This is a genomic window from Legionella birminghamensis, assembly GCF_900452515.1.
GTDB classification, from domain to species: domain Bacteria; phylum Pseudomonadota; class Gammaproteobacteria; order Legionellales; family Legionellaceae; genus Legionella_C; species Legionella_C birminghamensis.
This window is the reverse complement of sequence record NZ_UGNW01000001.1, coordinates 1,172,899-1,196,583: the sequence shown is the minus strand read 5'-3', so window position 1 is coordinate 1,196,583 and position 23,685 is coordinate 1,172,899. Positions and strand designations below refer to the sequence as shown.

The following is a 23,685-nucleotide window of genomic DNA, read 5'->3' as shown; positions in this document are numbered from 1 at the left end:
TTGCAAATGAAAACAAACGTGTCAAGTTAAGAAATATTTCTTTTTTGTAAAGAAAGGGGTTAACAAAATGTGCAAACTGCGCTAACATTGGGGAAATCTATCTACCTTTTTGTAAAGCATATGAGTGAGAGTATTTCAAATAATTTGAGAAAATTAAGGGTTTATAAAAGCCGAGGTCTTAAATTTGATGTGGTAGCTGCAATTGTTGTGTTTCTCGTTGCCATACCGCTTTGCCTTGGGATTGCACTTGCATCAGGAGCCCCTCTTTTTTCAGGCCTTCTAAGTGGTATTATTGGTGGTATCGTTGTCGGCAGCCTCAGCGGTTCGCAGGTTAGCGTGAGCGGTCCCGCCGCAGGAATGGCCGCAGTAGTTCTGGCCGCTATTGCACAACTCGGCGATTTCAACACCTTCCTGTTTGCTTTGGTTCTCGCCGGTCTGTTGCAAGTGATAGTAGGTACTTTAAAAGCTGGATTTGTGGCCGATTATGTCCCCTCAAATGTCGTTCAGGGATTACTCTGCGCTATTGGTATCCTGCTCATTATTAAACAGATTCCATTTACCTTTACATTATCTACCGAACTGAAGGAACTGCAAGCCCATTTGCTGGAAACCGCAGAAAGCGCTTCAATCAGTCCGCTATCCGACTTATCTTACCATATCAATACAGGCGCGATTATTATTTCCCTGATTTCGCTGGCCATATTGCTTTATTTTGAAAAAACCAAGAATTCCTGGCTTCAGGGAATTCCAGCGCCAATCGTTGTCGTGCTTGCCGGCATTTTATTGAATGAAATATTTATCAATATGGGTTCTTCCCTTGCCCAGAATAATCCGCATCTGGTAAATATCCCCAAACATGATGGCCTGGCAGATTTCTTCAGTCAATTGCAATATCCCAATTGGTCGGCCTGGACGAATCCAAAGGTTTATCTCTATGCCTTCATCATAGCTATCGTTGCTTCCCTTGAAAGCTTGCTCAATGTTAAAGCAGGGGAAAAACTCGACAGAAAGCATCGTTACTGCTCCAAGGATCAGGAATTGCTGGCACAGGGTGTCGGTAATTTTACTGCCGGGCTGCTGGGTGCCATTCCAATTACCTCAGTAATCGTTCGCACTTCAGTGAATGTACAGGCAGGCTCAAGAACGAAAATGTCCACTATTTTCCATGGAATCTTCCTGTTACTAGCCGTTATGCTGATTCCCGGGTGGCTGAATAAAATCCCCCTTTCATCTTTGGCAGTGATTCTAATTTTTACGGGTTATAAGTTAACCAAGCCTGCCATCTACAAATCAGTCTATGAGCAGGGAATGGACCGATTTATTCCATTCATTGCAACAGTAGTCAGCATTGTTGCCTTCAACTTGCTGGCTGGAATCAGCATTGGTTTGGCAATTAGTTTATTCTTTATTCTCAAAACCAATAGCCAGGCAAGATTTGATATCATTAAGGAAAATTATCCTAATGGCGTGGTTAACCGTTTAATTCTCCCACAGCAGATTTCTTTCCTGAATAAGGCCTCTCTGATAGGCGAACTCAACTCTATCCCGCGCAACTCCCAATTGATTATCGATGCTCGATACACCAATTACATCGATAAGGAAATCATTGAGCAGATTAAGGAATTTAAGGATGAACAAGCGCCGATGAAACAAATCTCCCTGAACCTGATGGGTTTCAAAGAGCATTATGATATCCATAATTATATTGATTTCATCAATGTAACTACTTATGACGTGCTGGCTACGATAGAGCCCGTGGAAGTGTTGAATCTCCTGCGCGAAGGGAATCAACGATTCCTTAAGGATACCCGCATTCACCGTAATCCTAAAATTGATATCAAACAAACTGCCAAGACCCAGCATCCAATGGCGGTAGTTCTCGGATGTATCGATTCCCGTGTTCCAGTTGAAACTATCTTCGACATGAGCTTCGGCGATCTGTTCTGTGTGCGTGTGGCAGGAAATGTTGTCAATGACGATGTATTGGCCAGTATAGAATATGCCTGCCACGTGGTCGGTGCTAAATTAATTGTTGTGCTCGGCCATACACGCTGCGGTGCGATTCAGGCAGCCTGTAATAATGTTGAAAAAGGGCACATCACTGAATTACTTGCCAAAATAAAACCTGCTGTTAATGCAGAAACGGAAACTACTCAAAATCGCACTGGGGAGAATGAGGAGTTTGTAGGCCATGTCACTTCGCTGAACATTGCTAACACGCTGCAGCAAATATACCAGGATAGCGAAATTTTACGTATTATGCTGGATCAAAATGAAATCGGCATCGTTGGGGCGCTTTATGATGTTGAAAGCGGCCGGGCCAGTTTTGGCGATTATACGAAGGAGCTATCACAGGTTTGTCCAAATACTGCAAATGCGCTTGGCGATAAAATGAAGAAACTAGTCAGCGGTAAATAGCAGCCTCAGGCCTCGTCTATGCGAATGCATCGAAGCAATCCAAAACAATCAAACTCCGATTTGGATTGCTTCGCAAGGCTCGCAATGACGGTACAATGGTATAATACCCGCCCGTCAACCCGTCTTTGCGAACAAAGTGAAGCACTCCAGAACTTCGTGCCTCATTCACCCTCTGCTTGCTTCAAATACTGGCTCTCAAAAATATAGTGATAATTACGTCTTTACCGAAGAAATACGGTTATTAATTAACCAACCAACAAGTATAATATGTCATTGCAAACAAATCCTCCTATGCATATGAAATACAATATACAAAAATTAAAGCAAAATATTTCCTTTGAAGAAATTAACCAGCTTACTGAACTCGTTGGCTGGGGAAAAAACTATTTCCCTTCTCCAGAAAAATGGGAACGGGTATTAAGTGCTTCGAGTCATGTTGCTTATATCAAAATTGATGATCAGTTAATTGCTTTTGGCAGAATCATAGAAGATGGGCAAATGTGCATGTTCTATGACATTTGTGTCCATCCACAGTATCAGCAGCAGAAAATTGGCAGTCAACTGATGAATCATCTAATTGACAGGATTAAAGATGGAAACTACGTTTCGATAGGTTTGTTTGTGTGGCCTGGGAATACTTCTGCCAAAGAATTCTATCAAAAATTTGGATTTGAACTATCGGCGGCCATGGAATTAAAGAATCAAATGAAGCCTGCTGGAAAAAAAGTCAATGAATAACATTGTGCATCAACTTAAAAATCATCCCGTCTTTCTGGAAACAGAGCGATTAAAGAAACTATGCGAACCGTTGCAGCATCTGAATATCAGCACATTTTCCCATATCAGAAATTATAATAATAGTAATTTTTCCTTGCTTTGCAATCACCCTGAATTTGTACTTAATTATGCAGAAAAAGAATATTACAACGCCGACCCCTGTGTTCAGATCAAGTCAGAAGCCATTGATTTTGGAGAATACATCGTCTGGGATATGTTAGACTGTCGAGGATTAACTGCTGCCATGTTAAAAGACTCAGCAGAGTTTAACTTCAAACATGTCTTTACCCTGGTCAGGCAGACGGCAGACCACGCTGACTATTTTCATTTTGGCACTCATCTAGCCTCCATAGAGGTTTATCAAACTTATATCAACAACCTGGACTTACTTGAACGCTTTATTGAGTATTTTCAGATGAAGGTTAATGAAGACGAATGTCTGGCATTGGCTTATAAGAATCGGCTCGGGTTCGAGAAGAAAGACAATTTGATTAGCCTAAGCAAAACCAGTATTCCGACTTGCAATCGAACATTATTTTTAGAATCCTTATTGCAAACCCCTCTAAGCCTTCGAGAAATTGAATGCGCACAGTTACTGATGACTGGAAGAACTACCAAGGAAATTGCCAAAGCCTTAAAACTGTCGCCAAGAACTATTGAGGATAAAGTTGAGTCTTTGAAATATAAGTACAGGGCGAGAAACAAACAGGAATTAATTATTAGATTATTGAAGGGGTGTCCTTGATGCGCTAAGCGCATCAAGGCCTAAGGATTAACCTACGACAGATTAGCCTTTTAACGCAGTCCTGATTTGACCCGTTCTTGAGTTCTCATCAGCTTCTTCATAAGCCCTTTGTGCGTCTTCGGAATATAAATTCTTCGAGTTCGGAGAGCATTTGAAGAATCCGCTATTGTCGTAAGCGTATTTGTGAATCTCTCTGACCAACTCCATGCTTTCCATGTTACCCATGTATCTGCGAGCAAGACTCACCGCTTTAGCAGATCTGGATTCAGGTTTAGCATCAATGTGCTTCTGAATTACTTCCTTCGTTATCTCCTGCTGCTCAATAAAGTTGCGGGATTTAAAAAACGAAGACTGGCCAGCGTACAAAGCCTGGTAAATCTTTTTGAATGCTTCAACAAATACACGATCTTCCTCGGATGTATTTTGTAGTCCCTCAGCCGCATCCACTGGTTTAGCAGGGACTTTGACTTGCACTTTCTCTACCTGGGCCGCTTCACGCAGCTTTTCCAATGTTTCTTCATCCAAAGCATTGTCAGCCTTAGCCGCCTGCCATGCTGTAATATAACCTGCCGCTTCAGGATTGGCCGGTTTAATCCGGGCAAAACGGGCAACCATGTCCCATTGCTTAAGATGTGCAGCCAGTTCTATTGGAGTTCGGCCATTATATTTCAGCTCTAATGGGGATTGCTGTGCAGAATTGGTTTGGGACTCAATCAGGGCGTCCAGAAACTCTGCTTGTTTCCACTGAACAGCAAGATGGAATGCATTAAATGATTTTGGCGAAGTACCCAAAAACCAGTTAAGTTTTGCACCTTTTTGTACTAACTCCGTTGCCAGTTTATAAAGCTGATTATAGGCGGCAGATAACATAACCGGGCCATATTGCAGGCTATCAGCGTCATCCGTTTGGGCTTGCGATAAAAGTGCTACGGTATTCCAATCCTTAACACGGGATGCTAGTCGAATGGCGTTAAATCCACTCGCGGTTTGGACTGTTAAATCAGCTTCATCTGCTAACTGGTCTATCTCCTCTTTGCGTTTACGCAAAATGGCGAGGTGCAAAGGGCTTATCGCTCTGTTGCTTTCTTTATCCTGAAGCAACCACAGGGTATCCGGGTCTGCAGACTCCAGCATTTTTTTAGCTAATTCAGGATTAACTTTTTCAGTGTAAAGAATCGCCTCGGCGAGTAATTGCTGATCCTCAACATCCTTCCTGATCTTTGCCGCGTTCAGTAATGTCTCAACCAGGTAAAATTTTTGAGACTTGACAGCAAGCAGAAGTGGAGTAAAGCCGTTAATATTTTTCTTCCTGCAATTTTCATGCATGTTAGCTCTTTTGAGAAGCTCTTCAATTTTCTGAATTGCCGCTTTCTGTCCTTCCAGATCATCGGTATCAGGCGCAGAGGCTACTGCACAATGGAGTAGCGTCCATTCATCTTGTGATACATTTGTTTTTTCTAACAATTTCATTGCCAAATCGGTATTGCCACATTTGATTGCAATAGAGGCAGCTCGACCGAAATTCTCAGGATCATTGCTGCTCACATCAACACTCAAAAAGGCCTCAACTTTCTCCCAATCCTCTTGCGATGCCCAGTAAACAATAGGCGTTTGTTTCTTTTCATTGGTTTGGCTTAACTCTGACTTCTCTTTGAGATTTGTCAGCAGGCCCTGCAACTCCTCTACAGACTGCACATTAAATAAACTCATTAATTCTCTCCGATAGATAATAATGTCTGCTATCCGGCATCGCCGTGCTTTAAAGATAACTTTGGTGCGCCATTTTTGCACACAAAAGTTAATTGGTCAACATTTGCTGAATTCGCCGGATAGCGCCCTGACAATCCGTTTTACGATAATTTTATTTTTCATCTATACCCAAATACCAAAGAATGCTATGGTTTGAACAGGTAGTTGCTGGATGAAATATTCACAAGGAGTGATTGTGTTTTCTCAAGCTGCAAGGAGTGACTCTTCCATTTTCGATACACGTAAACAGCAAACCAATAATATTGTGCTCATTACTTTCTGGAGCCAATTTGCGGTTTATGCCTTAAATACTATTTTAATCTTATTTCTGACCCGCCCATTCCTTGAACATGGATTGGGATATAGCCATGCAGAGGCCTATGCATTTATCGGCGTATCACAGGCCACCGGCTATCTCATGCCGATATTAGGCGGCTTTATGGCAGATCAGGTGCTGGGAATACGGCGCTCCATTTTATTGGGAGGCTTCCTACTTGCCCTTGCCTACTTATTCGTGATGCTAAGCGGTTATTCGCTCAATGAACATGGCGATAAACTGTTTATTATGGCTTATGCCCTGGTTCCGGCAACCAACTCCTTATTGATGGGAACTGCTTCTGGTCTGGTGTCCCACATCTATAGTGATGATGCTATCAGGGCCAAGTCCGCTATGACTTATTACTATATGGCCATCAATGTCGGCGCCTTGTTGGCAACGATGATTGCGCCGGCATTGCTGGATAGCCGTTATGGGCCTTTATCCGTTTTAACTTTAGCTTTTGCTGGAAAATCAATTGCTGCATTGAATTTTGCCAAAAAGTACAGCCTCTACGATAATGTTGTTTATGGGAAGGATGCGCAACCTTTTACCCGAAAAATGGCGGGCCAGTTAAGCGCTTATATTCTTGCTATTTATCTCTTTACTTTATTTGCCTATTCACACGTGCATTTATCAATTATTTTAATCAGCATCGGTTGCGGCTTTGGTATACTCTGGTTTTTAGCTAAAACTTTAAAACTGTCATCTACTGCGCGAAGCAAGCAGTTGATCGCAGTTCTTCTCATTGTTGAAGCCATTATATTTTTCGTTATTTACAATCAGATGAACAGTACTTTGGTTCTGTTTGCCAAGAGTAACTCTGATCTGCAGCTGTTTGGACTCAAGATTTCACCGGCACATTACCAAATTCTTAATCCGCTGCTTATTATCTTATTAGGCACGCAGCTGCCGCGCTTTTATCGTAGTATTCCCCGTTTTACCATCCCCTATCAATTCGCCAGCGGCACGATTTTAGCCGGTGTTGCCCTTTTGATCATGGCACTGGCAGGTAGTTTGTCGGTCAATGGCTTAGTCAATGGCAATTTCATTGGCTTGACCTATGTACTTATTACGTTGGCAGAACTTTGGGTCAGTGCAATTGGCCTGAGTATGATTGGCCTTTACTGTGATAGTAAAGATCTGGCATTTGCTATGGGCGTCTGGTATCTGGCAAGTTCCTTATCGAATACCATTGCGGGAAAGATAGCTGGTTTTGTCGCTATTCCTAAAAATCTGCCAGCAATTGAATCCCTGCCTGTTTACCAGGATTATTATCTGAAATTTGGCGTGGTTGCTATCATTCTTGGTGTAGTAATGTGGCTTCTGGCTTATGTAATTCATGGGAGAATGAGGCGACGCCATATTGAACTGGTGTAGTTGAATTCCATCTTTTCGAACAAACTGAAGCAAGCCTGGGTGCCCGCTTCTAGCTCCGCTCTGGTTTGCTTCGCTACGCTCGCAATGACGGTAGTAGTCTTTGCGAATTCTGTGTAGCTTCGACGCAAAGACGAGGAGATTAAAAACGCAAGGACAAACAACTCAAACCGCCGTCTAATTTACGAAACTCACTGCAATCAAGCTCAACCAGCTTATGCCCTAACTGCTTCAATCGAAGGCTGATTTTTGAAAAGCCGCTGGGTATTAGTAAATAGTCATTCACCAGAATACAATTTGCGGCATAAGCCTCATCCGCTTCGACAGTGATTTGTTTAAGCGGCTCCCATTCAGGGTGATTTATTAACTCACCTCCTACCAGCAAATAGCCGTTGCCAATATAGGAGACGCCGGTTTTTAAATGCAGGAATTTATGAAGCGGGATAACGGATGCCGTGTAGCCATGATTATTCAGCAATGTAATCAACTGCTTGGCCCCCTCCATGTTGGAACGTGCTGACAAGCCAATGTAAAAATGATTCTCAACTCGTAACACGTCACCCGCATCCAAAGTGCCCGGCTCCTGGATTTTTACAATATTGGAAGAGTAAAAGCGGCGAATACTCTCTTCCAGAAGCTCAACTTCCCCTTGGCGGCTTTCTGCACCTGGGCGGGTTAACACTGCCATGCGTTCTGTAAGTAAGGCAGCATCTTCAACGAAGCAGGAATCGGGAAAATCGTCAGCCGGAGGCAGGACAAGCACTTCAACGCCACAATTTTCAAGCGTAATAATGTATTGCTGATGTTGTTGCAAAGCCAAATGATAATCCGGAAGTCCCAGACCTGCGTTTGAAAGACCCTGCGTCATGGTTTTAGCAGGTGTGCGGACAATTGCTCGTTTGAACATTGAATTCCTTTTCCTGAATATTAGTAGTTATAAGCCCAGATTATCTTTCTTAAACACTCGATCAGCACGGTAACTTGAGCGGACCATAGGGCCGGATGCCACTTCAAAAAAGCCCTTTGCCAAACCAATTTCTCTAAATTCAAGAAATCTTTCAGGCGTTACATAGCGGAGCACGGGCAAATGATTTTTTGTGGGCTGTAGATATTGCCCTAAAGTTAAAATATCAACATTCTGCGCCCGCAATTCATCCATGGTATGGATGATTTCCTCATCTGTTTCGCCCAGCCCAAGCATGAGGCTTGTTTTGGTCAGTACATCAGGGCGATAACGCTTGGCAAAAGCGAGTACATTGAGGGTTTGCCAGTATCCTGCACGGATATCACGCACTGGATGCGTGAGACGCTCAACTGTTTCAACATTCTGGGCGAATACATCTACACCGCTGTCCAGTAAAACAGCAATATGCTCTTCAACCCCCTGGAAATCAGGAGTCAGGGCCTCCACTTTAGTATTCGGGCAACGCCGTTTGATTGCCCGGATACTGTCTGCATAATGTCTGGCACCTCCATCAGGCAGATCATCACGATCGACGGATGTTAATACCACATAATCCAGATTCATCAAAGCGACGGTATTGGCTGAGTTCTCAGGTTCCCCGGGATCAAGCCAGCCACGCGGATTGCCGGTATCAACCGAACAGAAACGGCAGGCGCGAGTGCATATAGCGCCCATGAGCATAATAGTAGCGGTTCCATGCGACCAGCATTCAGCAATATTGGGGCACTTGGCTTCTTCACAAACAGTAGCCAGACCATGCTCTTTAACTCTCTGTTTGACTTCAAAATAACCGGGACTGGTATTATTAACAATGCGAAGCCATTTAGGCTTGGGTAAACGGGGAGCTTCTTCAGCAGCCGATTTAATTCCATCTTTAATTGCAATAATGCCCTGGGAGCTAGTATATTTTCTACCACTCTCTACAACAACAGGAATATCCTTCAGTTTACTCATACCAGCGCTACCAAAAAAATTAAATCTTCTGATGATCCCAAATCTGCAAGTGCAGATCAAGCGAATTCTTATATTATAGGATCACCTACGTCAGAGTTGCCCTCAGCTTATTTTCTATTTTTCATAAACTCACGCAGCAATCTTGCATGAGACCCATCGCAAAGCGGCGGGTCTTTGGTTTCTTTGCAATGACAAAAATAGACCGTTTCTGTCAGCGCCGACTTATAAAGCACTTTTTTTTGACAATCCGTTCTATCGCAAAAAGGCGGCGTTTTAGTTTCCCCGCAACCGCACCATTGGTAAATTTGCCCTTCTTCTACATCCCAGGCGATGGGAAAATACGGCGGGACCCCTGAGTCATCAACATCCATTCCTAATTTGTCCTTCGCTTATAATATTTTAAGCCCTGCGCTAAAATAACTGCCAGAATCACTGCCACAACCATATAAATTGCACTGCCTATCGCATAGGGATAGACAATTAAAGTCAGGGCAGTCAACAGCAGGAACGCACAGGCAAAATACTCAATAAACTGCGCATAGCGCTGAGCCCGTTTCATTCGTGTAATGGCATAGGTCAACACCCCGAAAAGGCCAAGGAAAAGCAGATAAAGTGTATTATATGCCAGTAAAAACAAATGCTGTTTCATATTACTGTAGTCCTGCGCCTCCAGCCACTGTTTAAAAATCAAACTAAGGTTAGGCCAGCAGCCTTGCTGATACACCTGGGCTGCCAAAGCAGTAAAAAAGCTAATCCCTAAAAATACTAAAACCCTCAAGTTCCTGCGCTCATATAAATAATAAACAAATGCCGACAGGGCTACTCCCAGAGCGATTGCAGGAACTCTCAACCAGGGCAATAAACTGTAAAAATATACGGTCTGGCTTTGCTGAATGAGATGTATCAGACCGACAGGCAACAAAAACAGCACAGCAGTCAATAGTCGCTGCTCCTTGTTCACAATTAGAAATGCAAACAATAGCATCACCATGATGGAGGCACAGGGATTTAATGCGTCAATTAAGGCCATTAACGGCAACAGCACTTGGGGTGAAGCGGAAGTTCCCTCTTCCAGACTGGCCTCCATCATGCTGGTAGTCGCCATGGTGTCTAAAATCGAAATTGTATTGGCAGTTAATACACCCCGCTTTTCAATTTGTCTGCGGCATAATTCCAGACCCTGCAAAATGGCTTTTCCACTATTATCCGCTTCACTAAACCCCACCCACCTCGTGTTGCAGAAAAGAATGGCGGGTACCGAAAAATTCGTAGAGTTCTGCTGGTTCAGATACTGGCTAAAGGTTTCTAAAGCGTTCTTGTCTTTATCAATATAATGACGGTTGACTTCTAACCATTTATTTTGTGGTTCAATGGATTTGAAATAGGCATCTGCTTTCTGGCAATGCGGGCAAGTGGAAGACAGGAACATCTCCACTTTCAATATGACCTGGTTATTTGAATCCAGCTTATACCATTCGCTATTGGCATCAGCAGCCCATGCCAGCGAAACAAAACAGGATAAGAAAAAGGCCAGGATCCGCTGATAGTATATAGGCATCGACACTTCCAGAATATTGCTGAATTAACAGTGATTTAGAAGTGTAATAGACTGCAATAGGAGTTTCAATAAGAATCACTCTGAGGTAGATCCTAATAAGTATGGATATAATTTTCCAGCTGCTCGATGGTACGGGCTTTATCTTCCAGCAAATGAAACAACAGATCCCCAATAGAGAGAATGGCTGTCAGTTCTCCGTTTTCAGTAATTAACAAGTGACGGCGTTTGGTCAGGGTAATTATTTCCATTGCCTTTTCAATAGGATCATTTACTGAGAGAATACTAACGTTTTTCCAGGCAACATCAATAGCAGGGGTTTCATCAGGGCGTAGATTTTTAAACAGACATTCGCGAATGATGTCACGTTCGCTAACCAGACCAAGCAATGACTGTTCATCACGAACGACCAGGGCGCCAATATCCCCTTTTGTCATCATTTCGACGCATTGGGTAACCGTTAAGTCCGGTTTGATGAATATAATTTCTCGCCTGGGATGCGGTAAAGCCGAGTATATAAGATGAGCCATAGCAAACTCCCTGCAGAATCTTATTAAGGGGGCATATGTTCAAATATAGCACAACTTTGAGAGGAATTACTTTGCCATAGATTTGCAAAGATAATAAACCCTTCGTCTTTGCGAACGCAGTGAAGCAATCCAGGCTCGGTGCCTCATTCTTGCTTCGATGTGGATTGCTTCGCTATCGCTCGCAAAGACAAGGTGAAGCATTAAGCACGGCCTATCAGCTTACAACCCGCCAGGAGCCATCCGCTTGCCGGCAAGCTCTTCCATAAATTTCCTGGGTTTTACCGCCAATCAACGCTCTGGTTGTGTACTCACGGCAGGGTTGTGAATTCGTGTAATAGGTTTTCTGCGGTGTAACAGTGTATGTGTTGCCACTGTCAGGATTGCGCCAGACAACTGCTTTTCCGCTCGGTGACGATTCAAGGGCCCGTTGCATTTCCAGGCGATCAAGCCGATCCATCGTGCGGCCTATATTTCCGCCCAAATATGCACCTAACAAAGCGCCGCCTGCAGCCGCTGCAACTTTTCCTGAACCACCGCCAAACTGGCTGCCGATCAGTCCACCAACAACGCCGCCAGTAACTGTCCCTACGCCTTCATTCGTGACTTGAGCACAACCTGAGAGCAGCACAGACAAAGATAATGAGGCTAACATTAGTTTCTTCATGTATTCACCTTTGATAGGTTGTAAAAACGATGGCCATTTTACCCCACATTCGGCCATAGGTCTATTTCTGTTTAAATTTTGTTTACAGCTTATCCCTTCGCACACGTGGGGAAAGCTGGCAAATTAATTCATAAGCAATGGTTCCTGCAGCATTAGCGATTGATTCAACAGGAATATGCACTCCCCATAACTCTACCGCATCGCCAACCGCCGCCTGGGGCAAATGAGTTAAGTCAACCGTCATCATGTCCATTGATACTCTGCCAACTATGGGAGCCTGATAACCATTAATCCAAACCGGCGTATTGGCAGCAATATGGCGGGGATAACCATCACCATAACCTACTGCAACCACACCGATTTTCGAATGTTTTTGCGTTTGCCATTCACCGCCATAACCTACACGGGCACCCGAAGGATAATGCTGTACTGCAATAAGTGAAGAGATAAACCGCATTACGGGCATGAGACCGAGATCCTGACCGCATGATTGCTTAAAGGGCGAGATGCCATATAGCATGATTCCAGGGCGAACCACGTCGGCATGGCTCTCAGGTAAAGAGAGAATGGCTGCCGAATTACCAATGCTTCTGGTGAGTGGGAGTTCGGGTAAATGCAGATCCGTGAAACGTCCTAATTGCTGCTGATTCGAAGGATTATGTAATTCATCCGCACAGGCCAGGTGAGTTATCAATCCGATTTGCGGATCAACCCAGGGACAGTTATGCAAGGCATTGAGCACATCATAGACCTCTTCAGCCGCAAATCCCAGACGGTGCATCCCTGTATTTACCTTTACCCAGACACGTACAGGTTTCGGCAAAGGCTGAGCCAATAGCCATTCCAGTTGATAAGCTTGATGAATAACGACCTGCAAATTATGCTCAACGACCAGCGATAATTCATCCCGATTAAAAAACCCCTGGAATAAAATACAGTCCGTGCATGCACCTAGTGCTTTAATTGCCAGCGCTTCTTCTATGCAGGCAACTCCAAAAGCGTCCACATGCCCTTCCAGTACGGGAATAACCGAATACAGGCCGCAGCCATAGGCATTTGCCTTCACCATCGCAATGATCTGCCGACCCGGCGCATGGCGTTTTACCTGCTGTACATTATGCAATAAAGCGGTTGCATCAATTTGAACTTTGGTTGGCCTTGTCACTTAATCAACCCCTTGGTAACCGGTATAAGCCAGATCTTCAAAGCGGGTATATTTACCAAGGAAGGCCACTCTGACCTTTCCAATTGGGCCATTTCTTTGCTTGGCAATAATAATTTCTGCCGTTCCCTTATCGGGGCTATCTTCATGGTAAACTTCATCCCGGTAAATAAAGCAAATTAAGTCCGCATCCTGCTCAATCGCTCCGGATTCCCGTAAGTCTGACATAACCGGGCGCTTATCCTGACGCTGCTCAAGGCTTCGGTTTAACTGGGATAAGGCAATCACCGGCACATGTAATTCTTTAGCCAGGGCTTTTAAGCTTCGGGAAATTTCCGAGATTTCCGCTGTCCTGTTTTCCGCTTTAAAACCAGGCACTTTCATTAACTGCAGATAATCCACTACAATTAGTCCCAACTGGCCATGCTCTTTCGCTAATCGCCGTGATCTTGCCCTCATTTCAGAAGGGCTAAGCGCTGGCGTATCATCAATAAACAAAGAAGCTTCTGACAACAGGTGGACCGCTGAGGTAACACGGGGCCAATCGTCCTCCTCCAGTTTTCCGGTTCGAATGCGGTGCTGATCAATTCGCCCAAGTGAAGACATCATCCTCATTGCCAGCGAATCGGAAGGCATTTCCATTGAGAAGACCAATACATTTTTTTTACCCTGAATGGCGACATTTTCAGCCATATTCATAACCAGGGTGGTTTTACCCATCGAAGGACGACCTGCAACAATGATTAAATCAGAAGGCTGAAGCCCCGATGTCATTTCGTCCAGATCAGTCAAGCCTGTCGCCATCCCTGTAATGGCATCGCCGTTATGATAGAGCGCATCAATTTTTTCAATCGCTTTGGTAATAATTGTCTTGATGCTCTCAGGCCCGCCGCTGCCTCCTGTCTGTTCGGCAATAGCAAATACCTTGGTTTCTGCTATGTCCAGCAATTCACTTACCTCACGACCTACCGGATTGTAAGCTGAATCGGCAATTTCGCCTGCAATATTAATAAGCTGCCTTTGAACAGACTTTTCCCTGACAATATCGGCATAGGCTGAAATGTTGGCCACACTGGGTGTGTTATTGGCTAACTCGAACAGATAGGTTTCACCGCCGGCATTATCCAGCTCGTTTCGGGATTTAAGGCTGTCGAGCAGAGTCACCACATCAAAAGGCTGTTCCCGCTTGGATAGCTCAACAATGGTTCGAAACAGTATTCGATGCTCAGAACGATAGAAATCTTCTTCGCAGAGTTTGGTGCTAACTTTATCCCAGGCCTGATTATCAAGCATCAGACCACCGATAATAGACTGCTCCGCCTCGGCTGAATGGGGAGGTCTCTTCAAGGTGTCAACAGGGGTATTTTTACGGGGTTTAACCTCGAGCATATCAAAACCTGATTCTCAAAAACCCTATTGTAATGCTCTAAATAAAAAAAGGCACACAATTGTGTGCCTTTTATGCAAAAAAGATTCGCTTATCTGACCCAGACCTGAGTACGTCCCAAAGCCGAAACCCCTACATAACCACGGACATAAAGTTTGTTGCCTTGCAAAGTTATTTTAGCGCGATACACTTTGCCAGATTTTGGATCGAGGATCGAACCGCCGCTCCATTCACCATTGCCTTGATCTTTTAAGCCCCATACAAAGGTCAAGCCTTTAATGGGTTTCCCTTTAAATCCACCTGGGCATTTGGAGCAGATACCTGTATCCCCTGCCTGTGGATAAACCTTTACTATAGTGCCACTTAATGTACCACCAGAGACATTAATGCGTACCACAGCTCTTTTCTGGCCTGTTGCATCATCGATAGTCGTCCAGGTTCCAGCTGGAGAAGCACCGGCTAATGCGAGAGGGGAAAAAAGGATGAATAATGCCGAGGTGAGCAACACTTTCCATTGTTTCATTTGGGATTTCTCCTTAAGTTCTGACATAAGAAGCATAGGCTAAGATGAGCCGATTTTCAAATAACTGACCAAATATCTCAATCTTCCGTCAGAGGCGCAAAAAATTGCTCAACATCTTTTACTGTTAAATTCTGCAAGGAACCCGTCTGTTCCCCCAGAACTCCTTCAATCAGTTGCTTTTTCTTCTCCTGCATGGCGAGAATCACTTCTTCAACCGTACCTGCGGTAATCAATTTATAAACAAACACCGGATTTTTCTGGCCAATCCGATGGCTTCGGTCGGTAGCCTGTTCTTCGGCTGCAGGATTCCACCAGGGATCATAATGGATAACAGTATCAGCCTTTGTTAAATTCAAACCAGTGCCACCTGCTTTCAGACTGATAAGAAATAAAGGGATATTGCCTTCCTGGAAACTGGTAACTAACTGATGACGATTAGCTGTCTGCCCAGTGAGCTTGAGGTATTGCAAGTGATTGGCTTTCAATCGTTCCTCAATTAATTCGAGCATGGAAGTAAACTGGGAAAAAATGAGAATGCGCCGGCCTTCTTCAGTCAGATTAACCACTAAATCCATTAAAGCATCAAGCTTGGCAGACGTACCATGAGCGATTTTAGCCTCAGGAATCGATAGAAGACGCGGATCGCAGCATACCTGGCGTAATTTTAACAAAGCATCCAGGAGTACAATATGGCTTTTCCCCATACCTTGACGGGCAATCGCCTCCCGCACCTTCTGTTCCATGGTAATACGAATAGCTTCATATAAATCCCGCTGAGCATCCGCTAACTCAATTAACTGTACGACTTCCGTTTTGTCGGGCAATTCCCGGGCCACCTGGTTTTTGCTTCGGCGAAGCATAAAAGGCTGCACCCGGTTCGCAAGTAATATCCTGCGCTCCTCGTCTGCATTCTTCTCAATAGGAATTTTAAAAAAACGACGGAATTGGCGCGCATCTCCCAATAGCCCTGGCATAAGGAAGTGGAAAAGGGACCATAATTCGCCCAAATGATTTTCCAAAGGTGTGCCTGAAAGGCACAATCTATGCCTGGCCTGAATTTGCTGGATGATCTGGGTAGTCTTGGTTCTGGCATTTTTAATGAATTGAGCCTCATCAAGAATCAGAAAATAAAAAGGGTAATTGACAAACCGTGTTTTATCGCGCTGAATCAGTCCATAAGTCGAAACAATCACATCATATTGGTCAAATTCATCCTGATGTCGATTTAATCCATGGAACACCAGTACTTTGAGTTCTGGAGTAAAGCGCTTCGCCTCTGCCTCCCAGTTACCCATCAGGCTGGTGGGCGCCACAATCAGACTGGCATGTTGCAAACGTCCTTCCTCTTTTTCAAGCTGTAAATGAGCAAGCGTTTGCACCGTTTTACCAAGGCCCATGTCATCAGCCAAAATGCCGCCGAACCGGCATTCCCGTAAAAACTGCAGCCAGTTTAAACCTTCCAGCTGATAGTCGCGCAGACTGGCATTCAAACCTTTTGGGGGCAACTTCTCAGGAAGTGATGTTTGGCCCAGTAACTGCCGGAGTTGGGAACGGAGTTGATCCCCCCCTTTCCAGCGTGACGCTGCCGCAGCCAGGGCGAGCTCCGTTTCCTGCATTAGAATGAACTGATACCGCCTGATTTGCAGTTGATTCTCGCTATCAATAGATCGCAAACCATACTGCATAATAAATCGAATTAACGGCTTAATCCTGCCCATTGGCAGCTGAAACTTCTTGCCCTGTCTTAAAGGAAGCTTGACCAGACGCTCATCAGGAATAGTATCAAGTTCACTCAGATTCAATCCTGAAATTAACTCTACGACCAGTGGCACAATATTAACTGGCTTGCCTTCAACTAGAATACCCAATTGGTAGGAAAAGAAGTCCTCGCCTGACTCTTTCAATTCAGAATACCATTCTACCTCTTCTGCTGAAATCAACTCTTCATAAACGTAATGATTAAACTCCACCAGCCAGCCTTTTGACTTTAAAAGTGGTATAACCTGAGCGAACAAGCGCGCAATATCCTGTTCTGACTGGTAGTGGACTAAAATATTGTCGCATTCAAGCGCTTGTTCGCAGTTTAATTTTTCCCAGATTGTGGCATGGCGCGTCGGTAAAATTGATTCAATATCCTGAATATATTGCTTTTCCTGTATGGCGTTTCTTTTCAACTCAACCAGCTTAGCTGATTCCTCATAGATTAAAGAGGTATTTTCATCTTTAGCTGGAACACGAAGCGTTTTTTCATATTCAAAAATAATTTTAATAGTAAATAAAAAATGCGCGGCCTCATCGGTTGTAGAAACCAGAGACGCTGAATCGCTTCGCGATGCATCCAGGGCCAGTGCATCAAACTGAATGACTGGTTTGGGAGCGCCCTGTTTTTGAATCCGCTCAATAAAGGAGATAGGCGATGGCAGCGGCGGGTCATACTGGTTTATTACTGGAACAACACTGTCCGCCGCATCCAGCTCAATAGGCGGCGTTTGCAAAATCGATTTTAACTGGCTGGAATGGTAAGACGTTTGCAATAGCCCCAATTCAGCCTCGCTTTCTAAAAAATACCAGGGCTTATCTAATAGTAAGGGGGCCAATCGCTGACCATCAACGTCCTCCATTAGCAAATGCTGCTGCCCCTGCTGATTTAAGTGCCAGCGTAAGGCGAGTTCGCGGGGCTCACCCAAAGTCAGGCTCTGCGATATACCATCCCGATACACATAAGCCCTTTCAGTTTGCAAAATCTGTTCAAGTAATTCACTGTTACGAGTGGAAAGCTGGTCAAACACCCCGCTGCTGTTGGTTTTTAACAAAAGCGCATTAATGATATGCTCATCCTCTGCCGTACAATACTGCTTCTTACTCTGGGTAAAATTATTAAAGAGCAAATATTTGCCATAACTCCCGTTGCGCTTTAAACGCTTGGCCAAAGCGGGATAAACCAGGACGCGGTGCTCCCAATGGCTTCTGCGGATATCAAGAAGATACAGAATATCATGAGTGAAAGAACGCGGTTTGGCGGTCACCTCCGTTGTGCGCAATGTCTGCAGCCAACTTGATAATGATTGCTCCTTCTGGCCGGAAACTGCGGGGGCGGGGACATTCAGATTCTCTTTGATTTGAAGCGCGAAAAAGCTTGCTGCCGCATGTATGCAGTTATTAACCTGGGCACAATTACAGCGGGCAGGCTTTCTGGGCCAGGATTTTAAATCGGCATATACATCATAAATCTGGCCGCTTTTGCCTTTTACCCGCGCTTTCAACAACCCGTCGCTAAGACGAATGTTTAAAACATAGTTTTTTTGCTGATATTCTTCCCCCTGCATTAACACGGCAGGAGAAAAAATTTCAGCCATCCGTGATAAAGCATCTTTCAGCATAATTGAGTATAATTAAGAGTAAACCGTAAATTATAGCAAATAGATTTGAACCTGGATATCTATCCCAATTAATTCCTTTAACTAATTTGAATATGCACGTCATGAACAATTCCATAACAATATTAATGGCGCAAATTAATCCGACTGTGGGTTCTATTTCCGCGAATGCAAGAAAAATAATGGCTATCATTGAAGAACATCAGGACAGTCATGATTTAATTCTTTTTCCTGAACTGTGTTTGACCGGCTATCCTCCGGAAGATTTACTGTTACGACCAGCCTTTCTTGAGGAAGTCAGTCAGGCAGTCAGGGAAATTGCAGAACAGGTTAACAACTGTCATGTCATCCTGGGGTTTCCCAGTTTCGATGATAATCATTGCCATAACTCTGCTGGTGTTTACTTCAGGGGAAAACAAAAAGCCCTTTATCATAAACAGGTTTTACCTAATTACGGAGTATTTGATGAGCAGCGCTATTTTAAACCAGGCACAGAGGCTAGCTGTGTTTTTGAATTGGATGGCTATCGTTTTGGCCTGTGCATCTGTGAAGATCTGTGGCAACCAGGACCAGTTGAACAATTAGCAAACAGTCAAATTGATGCGCTTTTATGTATAAATGCGTCTCCCTTTGATTACAGTAAACAGATGAAACGGGAGCAGTTACTGAGTACAAAGGTTCAACAAGGATTTCCCATTTTCTATGTGAATCTGGTCGGCGGCCAGGATGAACTGGTATTCGATGGCCAGTCCATCGTAGTGGACACAGAGGGTTCTACCTGTGTACGTCTCCCGGCTTTTGAGGAGAAATTGAGCTCAGTACGTTTTTCCAAACAGCAAATTAAAGGCGAGCTAAGCCCTCTTCTGACCCAGGAGGAACAAATCTATAATGCTTTGAAACTGGGTACCCGGGACTATATTGAAAAAAATGGTTTCCCTGGTGTACTTCTCGGGCTTTCAGGCGGTATTGATTCCGCCCTTACTCTGGCGATTGCAGTCGATGCCTTAGGCGCCGAGCGGGTCACCGCCCTGCTGATGCCTTCACGCTATACAGCAGACATGAGTAATGAAGATGCCTGGCTTCAATTGCGGACGATGAACGTTATGGGCGAAGCACTTCCCATAGAACCTTTATTTAACGGTTTTCTGCAAACGCTGGAGCCCTTGTTTGCCAACCGGCCCAAAGACACGACGGAAGAAAACATCCAGGCGAGAATTCGCGGAGTTTTGCTGATGGCTGTATCCAACAAAACCGGGAACCTCGTTTTAACTACTAGCAATAAAAGCGAAACCGCCGTGGGTTATGCCACTCTTTACGGGGACATGGCCGGTGGTTTTTCAGTATTGAAAGATGTGTTAAAAACACAGGTTTATGAGCTGGCCCGTTACCGCAATAGCATCTCCCCCGTTATTCCCCAGCGTGTTCTGGAAAGAGCGCCTTCTGCAGAGCTGGCGCCGAATCAGACTGATCAGGACAGTTTGCCGGACTACTCTATTCTCGACGGGATTATTCAGGGCTTCATGGAGAATAATTTATCGGCAGCCGACTTAATCAGGCAAGGCTTTCCAGAAGCGGATGTACAGAAAGTAATTCGTCTCATTAAACGAAATGAATACAAGAGGCGTCAGGCAGCTCCAGGTATAAAAATAAGTACCCGTGCATTTGGGCGCGATTGGCGTTATCCAATTACATCAGGGTAAATGGGATCAATCTGGCGAAAAGACGCAAGCAGACTATACAAATGTTTTTGCGAGACCGACGCCCCGTAGCTGACTATCCGCCCCCGCGGCAAAGACCACCCGAATCCCCGCGGCAAAGACCACCCGAATCCCCGCGGCAAAGACCACCCGAATCCCCGCGGCGAAGACCGCGGGGCCCATGGTGGGCTCAAAAAAGAGCTCAGAAAAACTACAATCCCGCCAAAGCAAAAGATTGAATGACCTGCTTAGTGAATTGGGATTCTGAATTAGATTCATTGGGCCCCGCGGTCGCAGCCGCGGGGATTCGATAGCTAATGCATTTGTGTAGATATCTATGGGCGACGACCGCGGGAGTCGAATGGTCTGCCATACCTTTAACAAGTACTATCCATCTTAGGCGTACTGGCTATATCTGCCTTTGCATTCTCACCAGCCGGCTCTTCTCCCCTGTTCGGAAAAAAAATAAGCTGGGACAGCTGGGACATTCTTGCTGGATCCAGCTTCTTAATTTTTGGTGGCGGTGGTGGTGGCGGCACTGTGCTTTTACCGGGATCCAACTCGGATTCAGACTCAACTAAAAGCTGCGATGCAGTCTCTACCGCCTGGACTTCGGCGCTATCTTTTTCATTTAGAGGAAGCTGTGGGGCGCTTCCTTTATTTCGCGCAAGAAAATACTTTTCCACCTCTGTAAACTTTTCGCGTTCCAGTGATTTCTTGATTGAAATCTTTGCCAGCAGCATTTCCAATTTTTCATGTTCTTCCTCTGTGACCACATGCTCACTGCTTTGCCATAGTTCAATTGTCGCTTTAATATCTGGAAAATCTGCCCATTCAACCGGAAAACAGCGATTTAAGGCATCAAAATAATAGAGCTTCCAGTCTTCCCTTGACAACAGGAAAGAACAGATTGGGAATTCTGTGTAGACATGGTTAGAATCCGGCGTAAACGTATTCATTAACTGGCAAGAACTGGTTTTGGCAGAGTTTGCTACCACATTGCGCGAACTCGATGAACTGGCTTTATTGCCGAGAGTTGGGTTGGCTTCTGTAGTCACTGTCTTACCCGCCAAAGCTTCAGGTGAATGCATTAAGTTGCGAATCTGGCTTTCAAGTATCGATTGTACTGTCTTGCTTTTACTTGCTTCAACCAGACGGCGAATTTGAATAGGCTGTAAGAAGAGTTTGATTTTATGTGGGTCAGCAGTATTGGATGTATTCTCTTTCCTGAGGCACTCCTGCAATAAAGGGTATTGCGCCAGAGGAAGGCTATGAGGCTCGAGTGCAAGGGTATCGTACCAATCCAAAGCATAACTGGATACTAATTTGTTCTCGGTCATTTTTTCAATTATTTGCAGCTGAGTGTCTGTCAGCTTGGTGATGAGCAAGCCTTTTTCAAGGCTGACTGACCAGTCCAGATTTAAAGCCTGTTTTAAGCCGCTAAACGCTTCATTCGAAGCAGTAAGCTCTCTCAATGGCTCTCCGCGGCTGTGGTAAAGAAATTTTCCCGAACCCGTCACGATACAGGCTGCATGAAGTCTCGCCAGAAAATTTTCGCTTATTGCTTTTTCATCGGCAAAGAAATAAACGGGGATCCCATCATGAAATACATAAGTTGTTGATAAATTGAATGTACGGCTAAGATCCGGATTAATCTGTAAATTGATTTTATCCAGTTGCTGCAAGACCAACTTGTTCAGCGCGATTTTAAGATTATAGAATTTATGGCTTTCTTCTGGCGGTATCTCTGCCGCTTTAGGACCTGTAATTTCCCTTAGAATTTCATTGGTAAGCGCCATATGGCTGACTCGACCCTGATGGTCATAAGAGCTAAGCTGCCATTTGGCAGGGGTGAGTACTGTGTGTTTTTTTCTGGCGGTTATTTCGAGCAGATTATTCAGAATTTCTTTTTGCGGATCTTCCGGTAAACTGCCTTTTTCCAGTGCATTGCACAGCACCTCCCAATTTTCATCAGAATTGAAGTCTTTTTTATTGATTACGCCTTTAACCATGGGTACTTCAGGAACAAAATTAGCAACTGATTCCAGAATGTCTTTTTGTGTACGCCGCAGCTCCTCCACAACGACACGGCTCTTCTCTTTTAGCTCCAGTTTCACGCTGTCAAGAAAGACTCCTTTCTTAATTTCAAACTCTTTTTTAAGTATCGCCAAACCATCTTTGATCAGTTCTAACTGCTGTATTTCAAGCCTGCCGTCGTTTAGGCGTTTTAAATAGAAAAGACGATTGTCTGTAGTTAATATATAGGCAAAATTTAAATTGTCATAGGCTGGATCTTCGACTGTCGGCCTGGTGGATTGCAGTATCAGACGGCACTCACTTCCTTTTCGGGTCACCACATAATTAAGGCTGTCATTTTCCCCTTTTTCCAGATAGAGGCTTCGATATTCCGGTTTAGCGGCTTCAAGCGCTTTAACGCCCCATTTATAATTTTTGGCTGGGGTTGCCTGTTCCGAGCACTTTAAATAAAAACTGTGTTTATCGGGATGTTCACTCGCAAATTTCTTAGCTTCTAGCGGCTCTCTGAACAGATAAATATTTATACTGTCATCGAGGCTTTCTTTACAGCAGACCTTCAGTTTACTATGTGCATCGCTGCCTTCCGCCGGAAACTTTCCACCTAAATTATATAAAATATCCAGCATATTTTTGGGGATTGGCAATGCATTTCTGGCGCCATTCAAATTAACCCAGAACAGCTGCCAATTTGGCTCAGGCCTAATCAGAAAAATATGGTGGCCCGGATTTATTGACTGATAGTCACGGGCTTTGTCCAGCACCTCATCTATTTTCCCAATGTCCCAAAATAATTTAACATCGGGTAACCTGGAAAAAATAACCTCTCTTTTCTTTTCAAGCTCCTTGTCTTTTTCGGTAATTTGTACTTCCGTTGCCTTTTTCACTTTTTTTTGCGTTGCAATCAGAGCACGCAATGCTTCGGTTACCGGAGAAACGATGTGTGCACGCAGAAAATAGTTGTCTCGCTCCTGATACTCCTCAGAATGCTCCTCCATATAACATCGAATTGCAGCGATAATCATACGGGTATTTGCGGAATTGGTCTTCCATGTTCCTGTGCCAATAAATTTGTCAAATATCTCCAGACAGGAATTTAAATCATGAAAACGGGCCAACTCATTTTTTATATCTTTAAAGCTATCTTCGCGGGTTTTATTTTTTCCTTTGGCTAAGTATTCCTTTTCAGCTTCGTCAATAATTTTATTTATATTAGCCGGGATGAACTCAAGCAATTTTTTGGCAAATTCTTCAGGATTTACCTGTAAATTTTTGGGTTCCGGCTTTATTGTTTGTCCGGTTGTCGATTCCGTTTTAGACCTCATGTCATTCCCTTTATTTTTCGATAATCCATCTACCATCTTAACGCAATATTTACCGATTACAAGATAATTTTTCACCAGGCCTAGACTGTATTTTGGACAAACTGTTATTGATTTTTAACTGAATCTGAGCC

17 protein-coding genes are annotated in these 23,685 nt (G+C 44.2%); 5 read left to right on the top strand and 12 right to left on the bottom strand.

The window, feature by feature from the left end:
* The first annotated feature begins 120 nt into the window (after positions 1–120).
* From DYH42_RS05070 to DYH42_RS05060, 3 genes are all read left to right on the top strand, one after another.
* A complete protein-coding gene (locus DYH42_RS05070; protein WP_058524635.1) occupies positions 121–2,418 on the top strand; it encodes a bifunctional SulP family inorganic anion transporter/carbonic anhydrase in 2,298 nt (765 codons plus the stop codon).
* Between the two features lie 267 nt (positions 2,419–2,685).
* Positions 2,686–3,156, top strand: coding sequence for a GNAT family N-acetyltransferase (locus DYH42_RS05065; protein ID WP_058524636.1), 471 nt, complete (start codon positions 2,686–2,688; stop codon positions 3,154–3,156).
* Entirely contained in the window at positions 3,149–3,940 is a 792-nt protein-coding gene (locus DYH42_RS05060) for a helix-turn-helix transcriptional regulator (RefSeq protein WP_058524637.1), read from the top strand. The genes DYH42_RS05065 and DYH42_RS05060 overlap by 8 nt, the downstream gene beginning before the upstream one ends.
* Before the next feature lie 42 nt (positions 3,941–3,982).
* On the opposite strand, the gene DYH42_RS05055 is transcribed toward DYH42_RS05060, so the two are convergent.
* Positions 3,983–5,650: an ankyrin repeat domain-containing protein gene (locus DYH42_RS05055; protein ID WP_058524638.1), complete on the bottom strand. Its 1,668-nt coding sequence runs from the start codon at positions 5,648–5,650 to the stop codon at positions 3,983–3,985.
* 229 nt (positions 5,651–5,879) lie between these two features.
* Between DYH42_RS05055 and DYH42_RS05050 the strand changes: the two genes are divergently transcribed.
* A complete protein-coding gene (locus DYH42_RS05050) occupies positions 5,880–7,385 on the top strand; it encodes a peptide MFS transporter (RefSeq protein ID WP_058524970.1) in 1,506 nt (501 codons plus the stop codon).
* 139 nt (positions 7,386–7,524) lie between these two features.
* On the opposite strand, the gene DYH42_RS05045 is transcribed toward DYH42_RS05050, so the two are convergent.
* The 10 genes from DYH42_RS05045 to DYH42_RS05000 all read right to left on the bottom strand — a co-directional run bounded on the left by DYH42_RS05045 (position 7,525) and on the right by DYH42_RS05000 (position 18,501).
* Positions 7,525–8,289 carry a dimethylarginine dimethylaminohydrolase family protein gene (locus DYH42_RS05045; protein ID WP_058524639.1) on the bottom strand — a complete coding sequence of 255 codons (765 nt, stop codon included), beginning with the start codon at positions 8,287–8,289 and terminating at the stop codon, positions 7,525–7,527.
* Between the two features lie 27 nt (positions 8,290–8,316).
* Positions 8,317–9,300 carry a lipoyl synthase gene (gene lipA / locus DYH42_RS05040; protein WP_058524640.1) on the bottom strand — a complete coding sequence of 328 codons (984 nt, stop codon included), beginning with the start codon at positions 9,298–9,300 and terminating at the stop codon, positions 8,317–8,319.
* 107 nt (positions 9,301–9,407) lie between these two features.
* On the bottom strand, positions 9,408–9,671 hold the full coding sequence (locus DYH42_RS05035; protein WP_058524641.1) for a CDGSH iron-sulfur domain-containing protein: 264 nt from the start codon (positions 9,669–9,671) through the stop codon (positions 9,408–9,410).
* A gap of 2 nt (positions 9,672–9,673) precedes the next feature.
* On the bottom strand, positions 9,674–10,858 hold the full coding sequence (locus tag DYH42_RS05030) for a hypothetical protein (RefSeq protein ID WP_058524642.1): 1,185 nt from the start codon (positions 10,856–10,858) through the stop codon (positions 9,674–9,676).
* Positions 10,859–10,950: 92 nt separating this feature from the next.
* Positions 10,951–11,385, bottom strand: a complete 435-nt coding sequence (locus tag DYH42_RS05025; protein WP_058524643.1) for a CBS domain-containing protein — start codon at positions 11,383–11,385, stop codon at positions 10,951–10,953.
* A gap of 214 nt (positions 11,386–11,599) precedes the next feature.
* Positions 11,600–12,049 (bottom strand): RT0821/Lpp0805 family surface protein, encoded by a 450-nt coding sequence (locus DYH42_RS05020; protein ID WP_058524644.1) that lies wholly within the window; start codon positions 12,047–12,049, stop codon positions 11,600–11,602.
* Between the two features lie 82 nt (positions 12,050–12,131).
* On the bottom strand, positions 12,132–13,214 hold the full coding sequence (gene alr, locus DYH42_RS05015; RefSeq protein WP_058524645.1) for an alanine racemase: 1,083 nt from the start codon (positions 13,212–13,214) through the stop codon (positions 12,132–12,134).
* Positions 13,215–14,600 carry a replicative DNA helicase gene (gene dnaB / locus DYH42_RS05010; RefSeq protein ID WP_058524646.1) on the bottom strand — a complete coding sequence of 462 codons (1,386 nt, stop codon included), beginning with the start codon at positions 14,598–14,600 and terminating at the stop codon, positions 13,215–13,217.
* Positions 14,601–14,689: 89 nt separating this feature from the next.
* Positions 14,690–15,121: a DUF2147 domain-containing protein gene (locus DYH42_RS05005; protein ID WP_058524647.1), complete on the bottom strand. Its 432-nt coding sequence runs from the start codon at positions 15,119–15,121 to the stop codon at positions 14,690–14,692.
* Positions 15,122–15,198: 77 nt separating this feature from the next.
* A complete protein-coding gene (locus tag DYH42_RS05000; protein ID WP_058524648.1) occupies positions 15,199–18,501 on the bottom strand; it encodes a DEAD/DEAH box helicase in 3,303 nt (1,100 codons plus the stop codon).
* Between the two features lie 101 nt (positions 18,502–18,602).
* Here DYH42_RS05000 and DYH42_RS04995 point away from each other — a divergent pair, with 101 nt between their 5' ends.
* The gene (locus DYH42_RS04995) at positions 18,603–20,198 is read left to right on the top strand and encodes an NAD+ synthase (protein WP_058524649.1); all 1,596 of its coding nucleotides are present in this window, start codon (positions 18,603–18,605) and stop codon (positions 20,196–20,198) included.
* A gap of 374 nt (positions 20,199–20,572) precedes the next feature.
* Here the strand turns inward: DYH42_RS04995 and DYH42_RS04985 are convergent, their stop codons facing one another.
* A complete protein-coding gene (locus DYH42_RS04985) occupies positions 20,573–23,554 on the bottom strand; it encodes a hypothetical protein (RefSeq protein WP_058524651.1) in 2,982 nt (993 codons plus the stop codon).
* Positions 23,555–23,685 lie beyond the last annotated feature (131 nt).

Bases quoted from the DNA above. Each gene is read 5' to 3' on its own strand.
- DYH42_RS05005 (WP_058524647.1), bottom strand. From the start codon at position 15,121: ATGAAACAATGGAAAGTGTTGCTCACCTCGGCATTATTCATCCTTTTT.
- DYH42_RS05030 (WP_058524642.1), bottom strand. From the start codon at position 10,858: ATGCCTATATACTATCAGCGGATCCTGGCCTTTTTCTTATCCTGTTTT.
- DYH42_RS05060 (WP_058524637.1), top strand. From the start codon at position 3,149: ATGAATAACATTGTGCATCAACTTAAAAATCATCCCGTCTTTCTGGAA.
- DYH42_RS05065 (WP_058524636.1), top strand. From the start codon at position 2,686: ATGTCATTGCAAACAAATCCTCCTATGCATATGAAATACAATATACAA.
- lipA (WP_058524640.1), bottom strand. From the start codon at position 9,300: ATGAGTAAACTGAAGGATATTCCTGTTGTTGTAGAGAGTGGTAGAAAA.
- dnaB (WP_058524646.1), bottom strand. From the start codon at position 14,600: ATGCTCGAGGTTAAACCCCGTAAAAATACCCCTGTTGACACCTTGAAG.
- DYH42_RS05000 (WP_058524648.1), bottom strand. From the start codon at position 18,501: ATGCTGAAAGATGCTTTATCACGGATGGCTGAAATTTTTTCTCCTGCC.
- DYH42_RS05035 (WP_058524641.1), bottom strand. From the start codon at position 9,671: ATGGATGTTGATGACTCAGGGGTCCCGCCGTATTTTCCCATCGCCTGG.
- DYH42_RS05045 (WP_058524639.1), bottom strand. From the start codon at position 8,289: ATGTTCAAACGAGCAATTGTCCGCACACCTGCTAAAACCATGACGCAG.
- DYH42_RS05020 (WP_058524644.1), bottom strand. From the start codon at position 12,049: ATGAAGAAACTAATGTTAGCCTCATTATCTTTGTCTGTGCTGCTCTCA.
- DYH42_RS04985 (WP_058524651.1), bottom strand. From the start codon at position 23,554: ATGAGGTCTAAAACGGAATCGACAACCGGACAAACAATAAAGCCGGAA.
- DYH42_RS04995 (WP_058524649.1), top strand. From the start codon at position 18,603: ATGAACAATTCCATAACAATATTAATGGCGCAAATTAATCCGACTGTG.
- DYH42_RS05055 (WP_058524638.1), bottom strand. From the start codon at position 5,650: ATGAGTTTATTTAATGTGCAGTCTGTAGAGGAGTTGCAGGGCCTGCTG.
- DYH42_RS05070 (WP_058524635.1), top strand. From the start codon at position 121: ATGAGTGAGAGTATTTCAAATAATTTGAGAAAATTAAGGGTTTATAAA.
- DYH42_RS05025 (WP_058524643.1), bottom strand. From the start codon at position 11,385: ATGGCTCATCTTATATACTCGGCTTTACCGCATCCCAGGCGAGAAATT.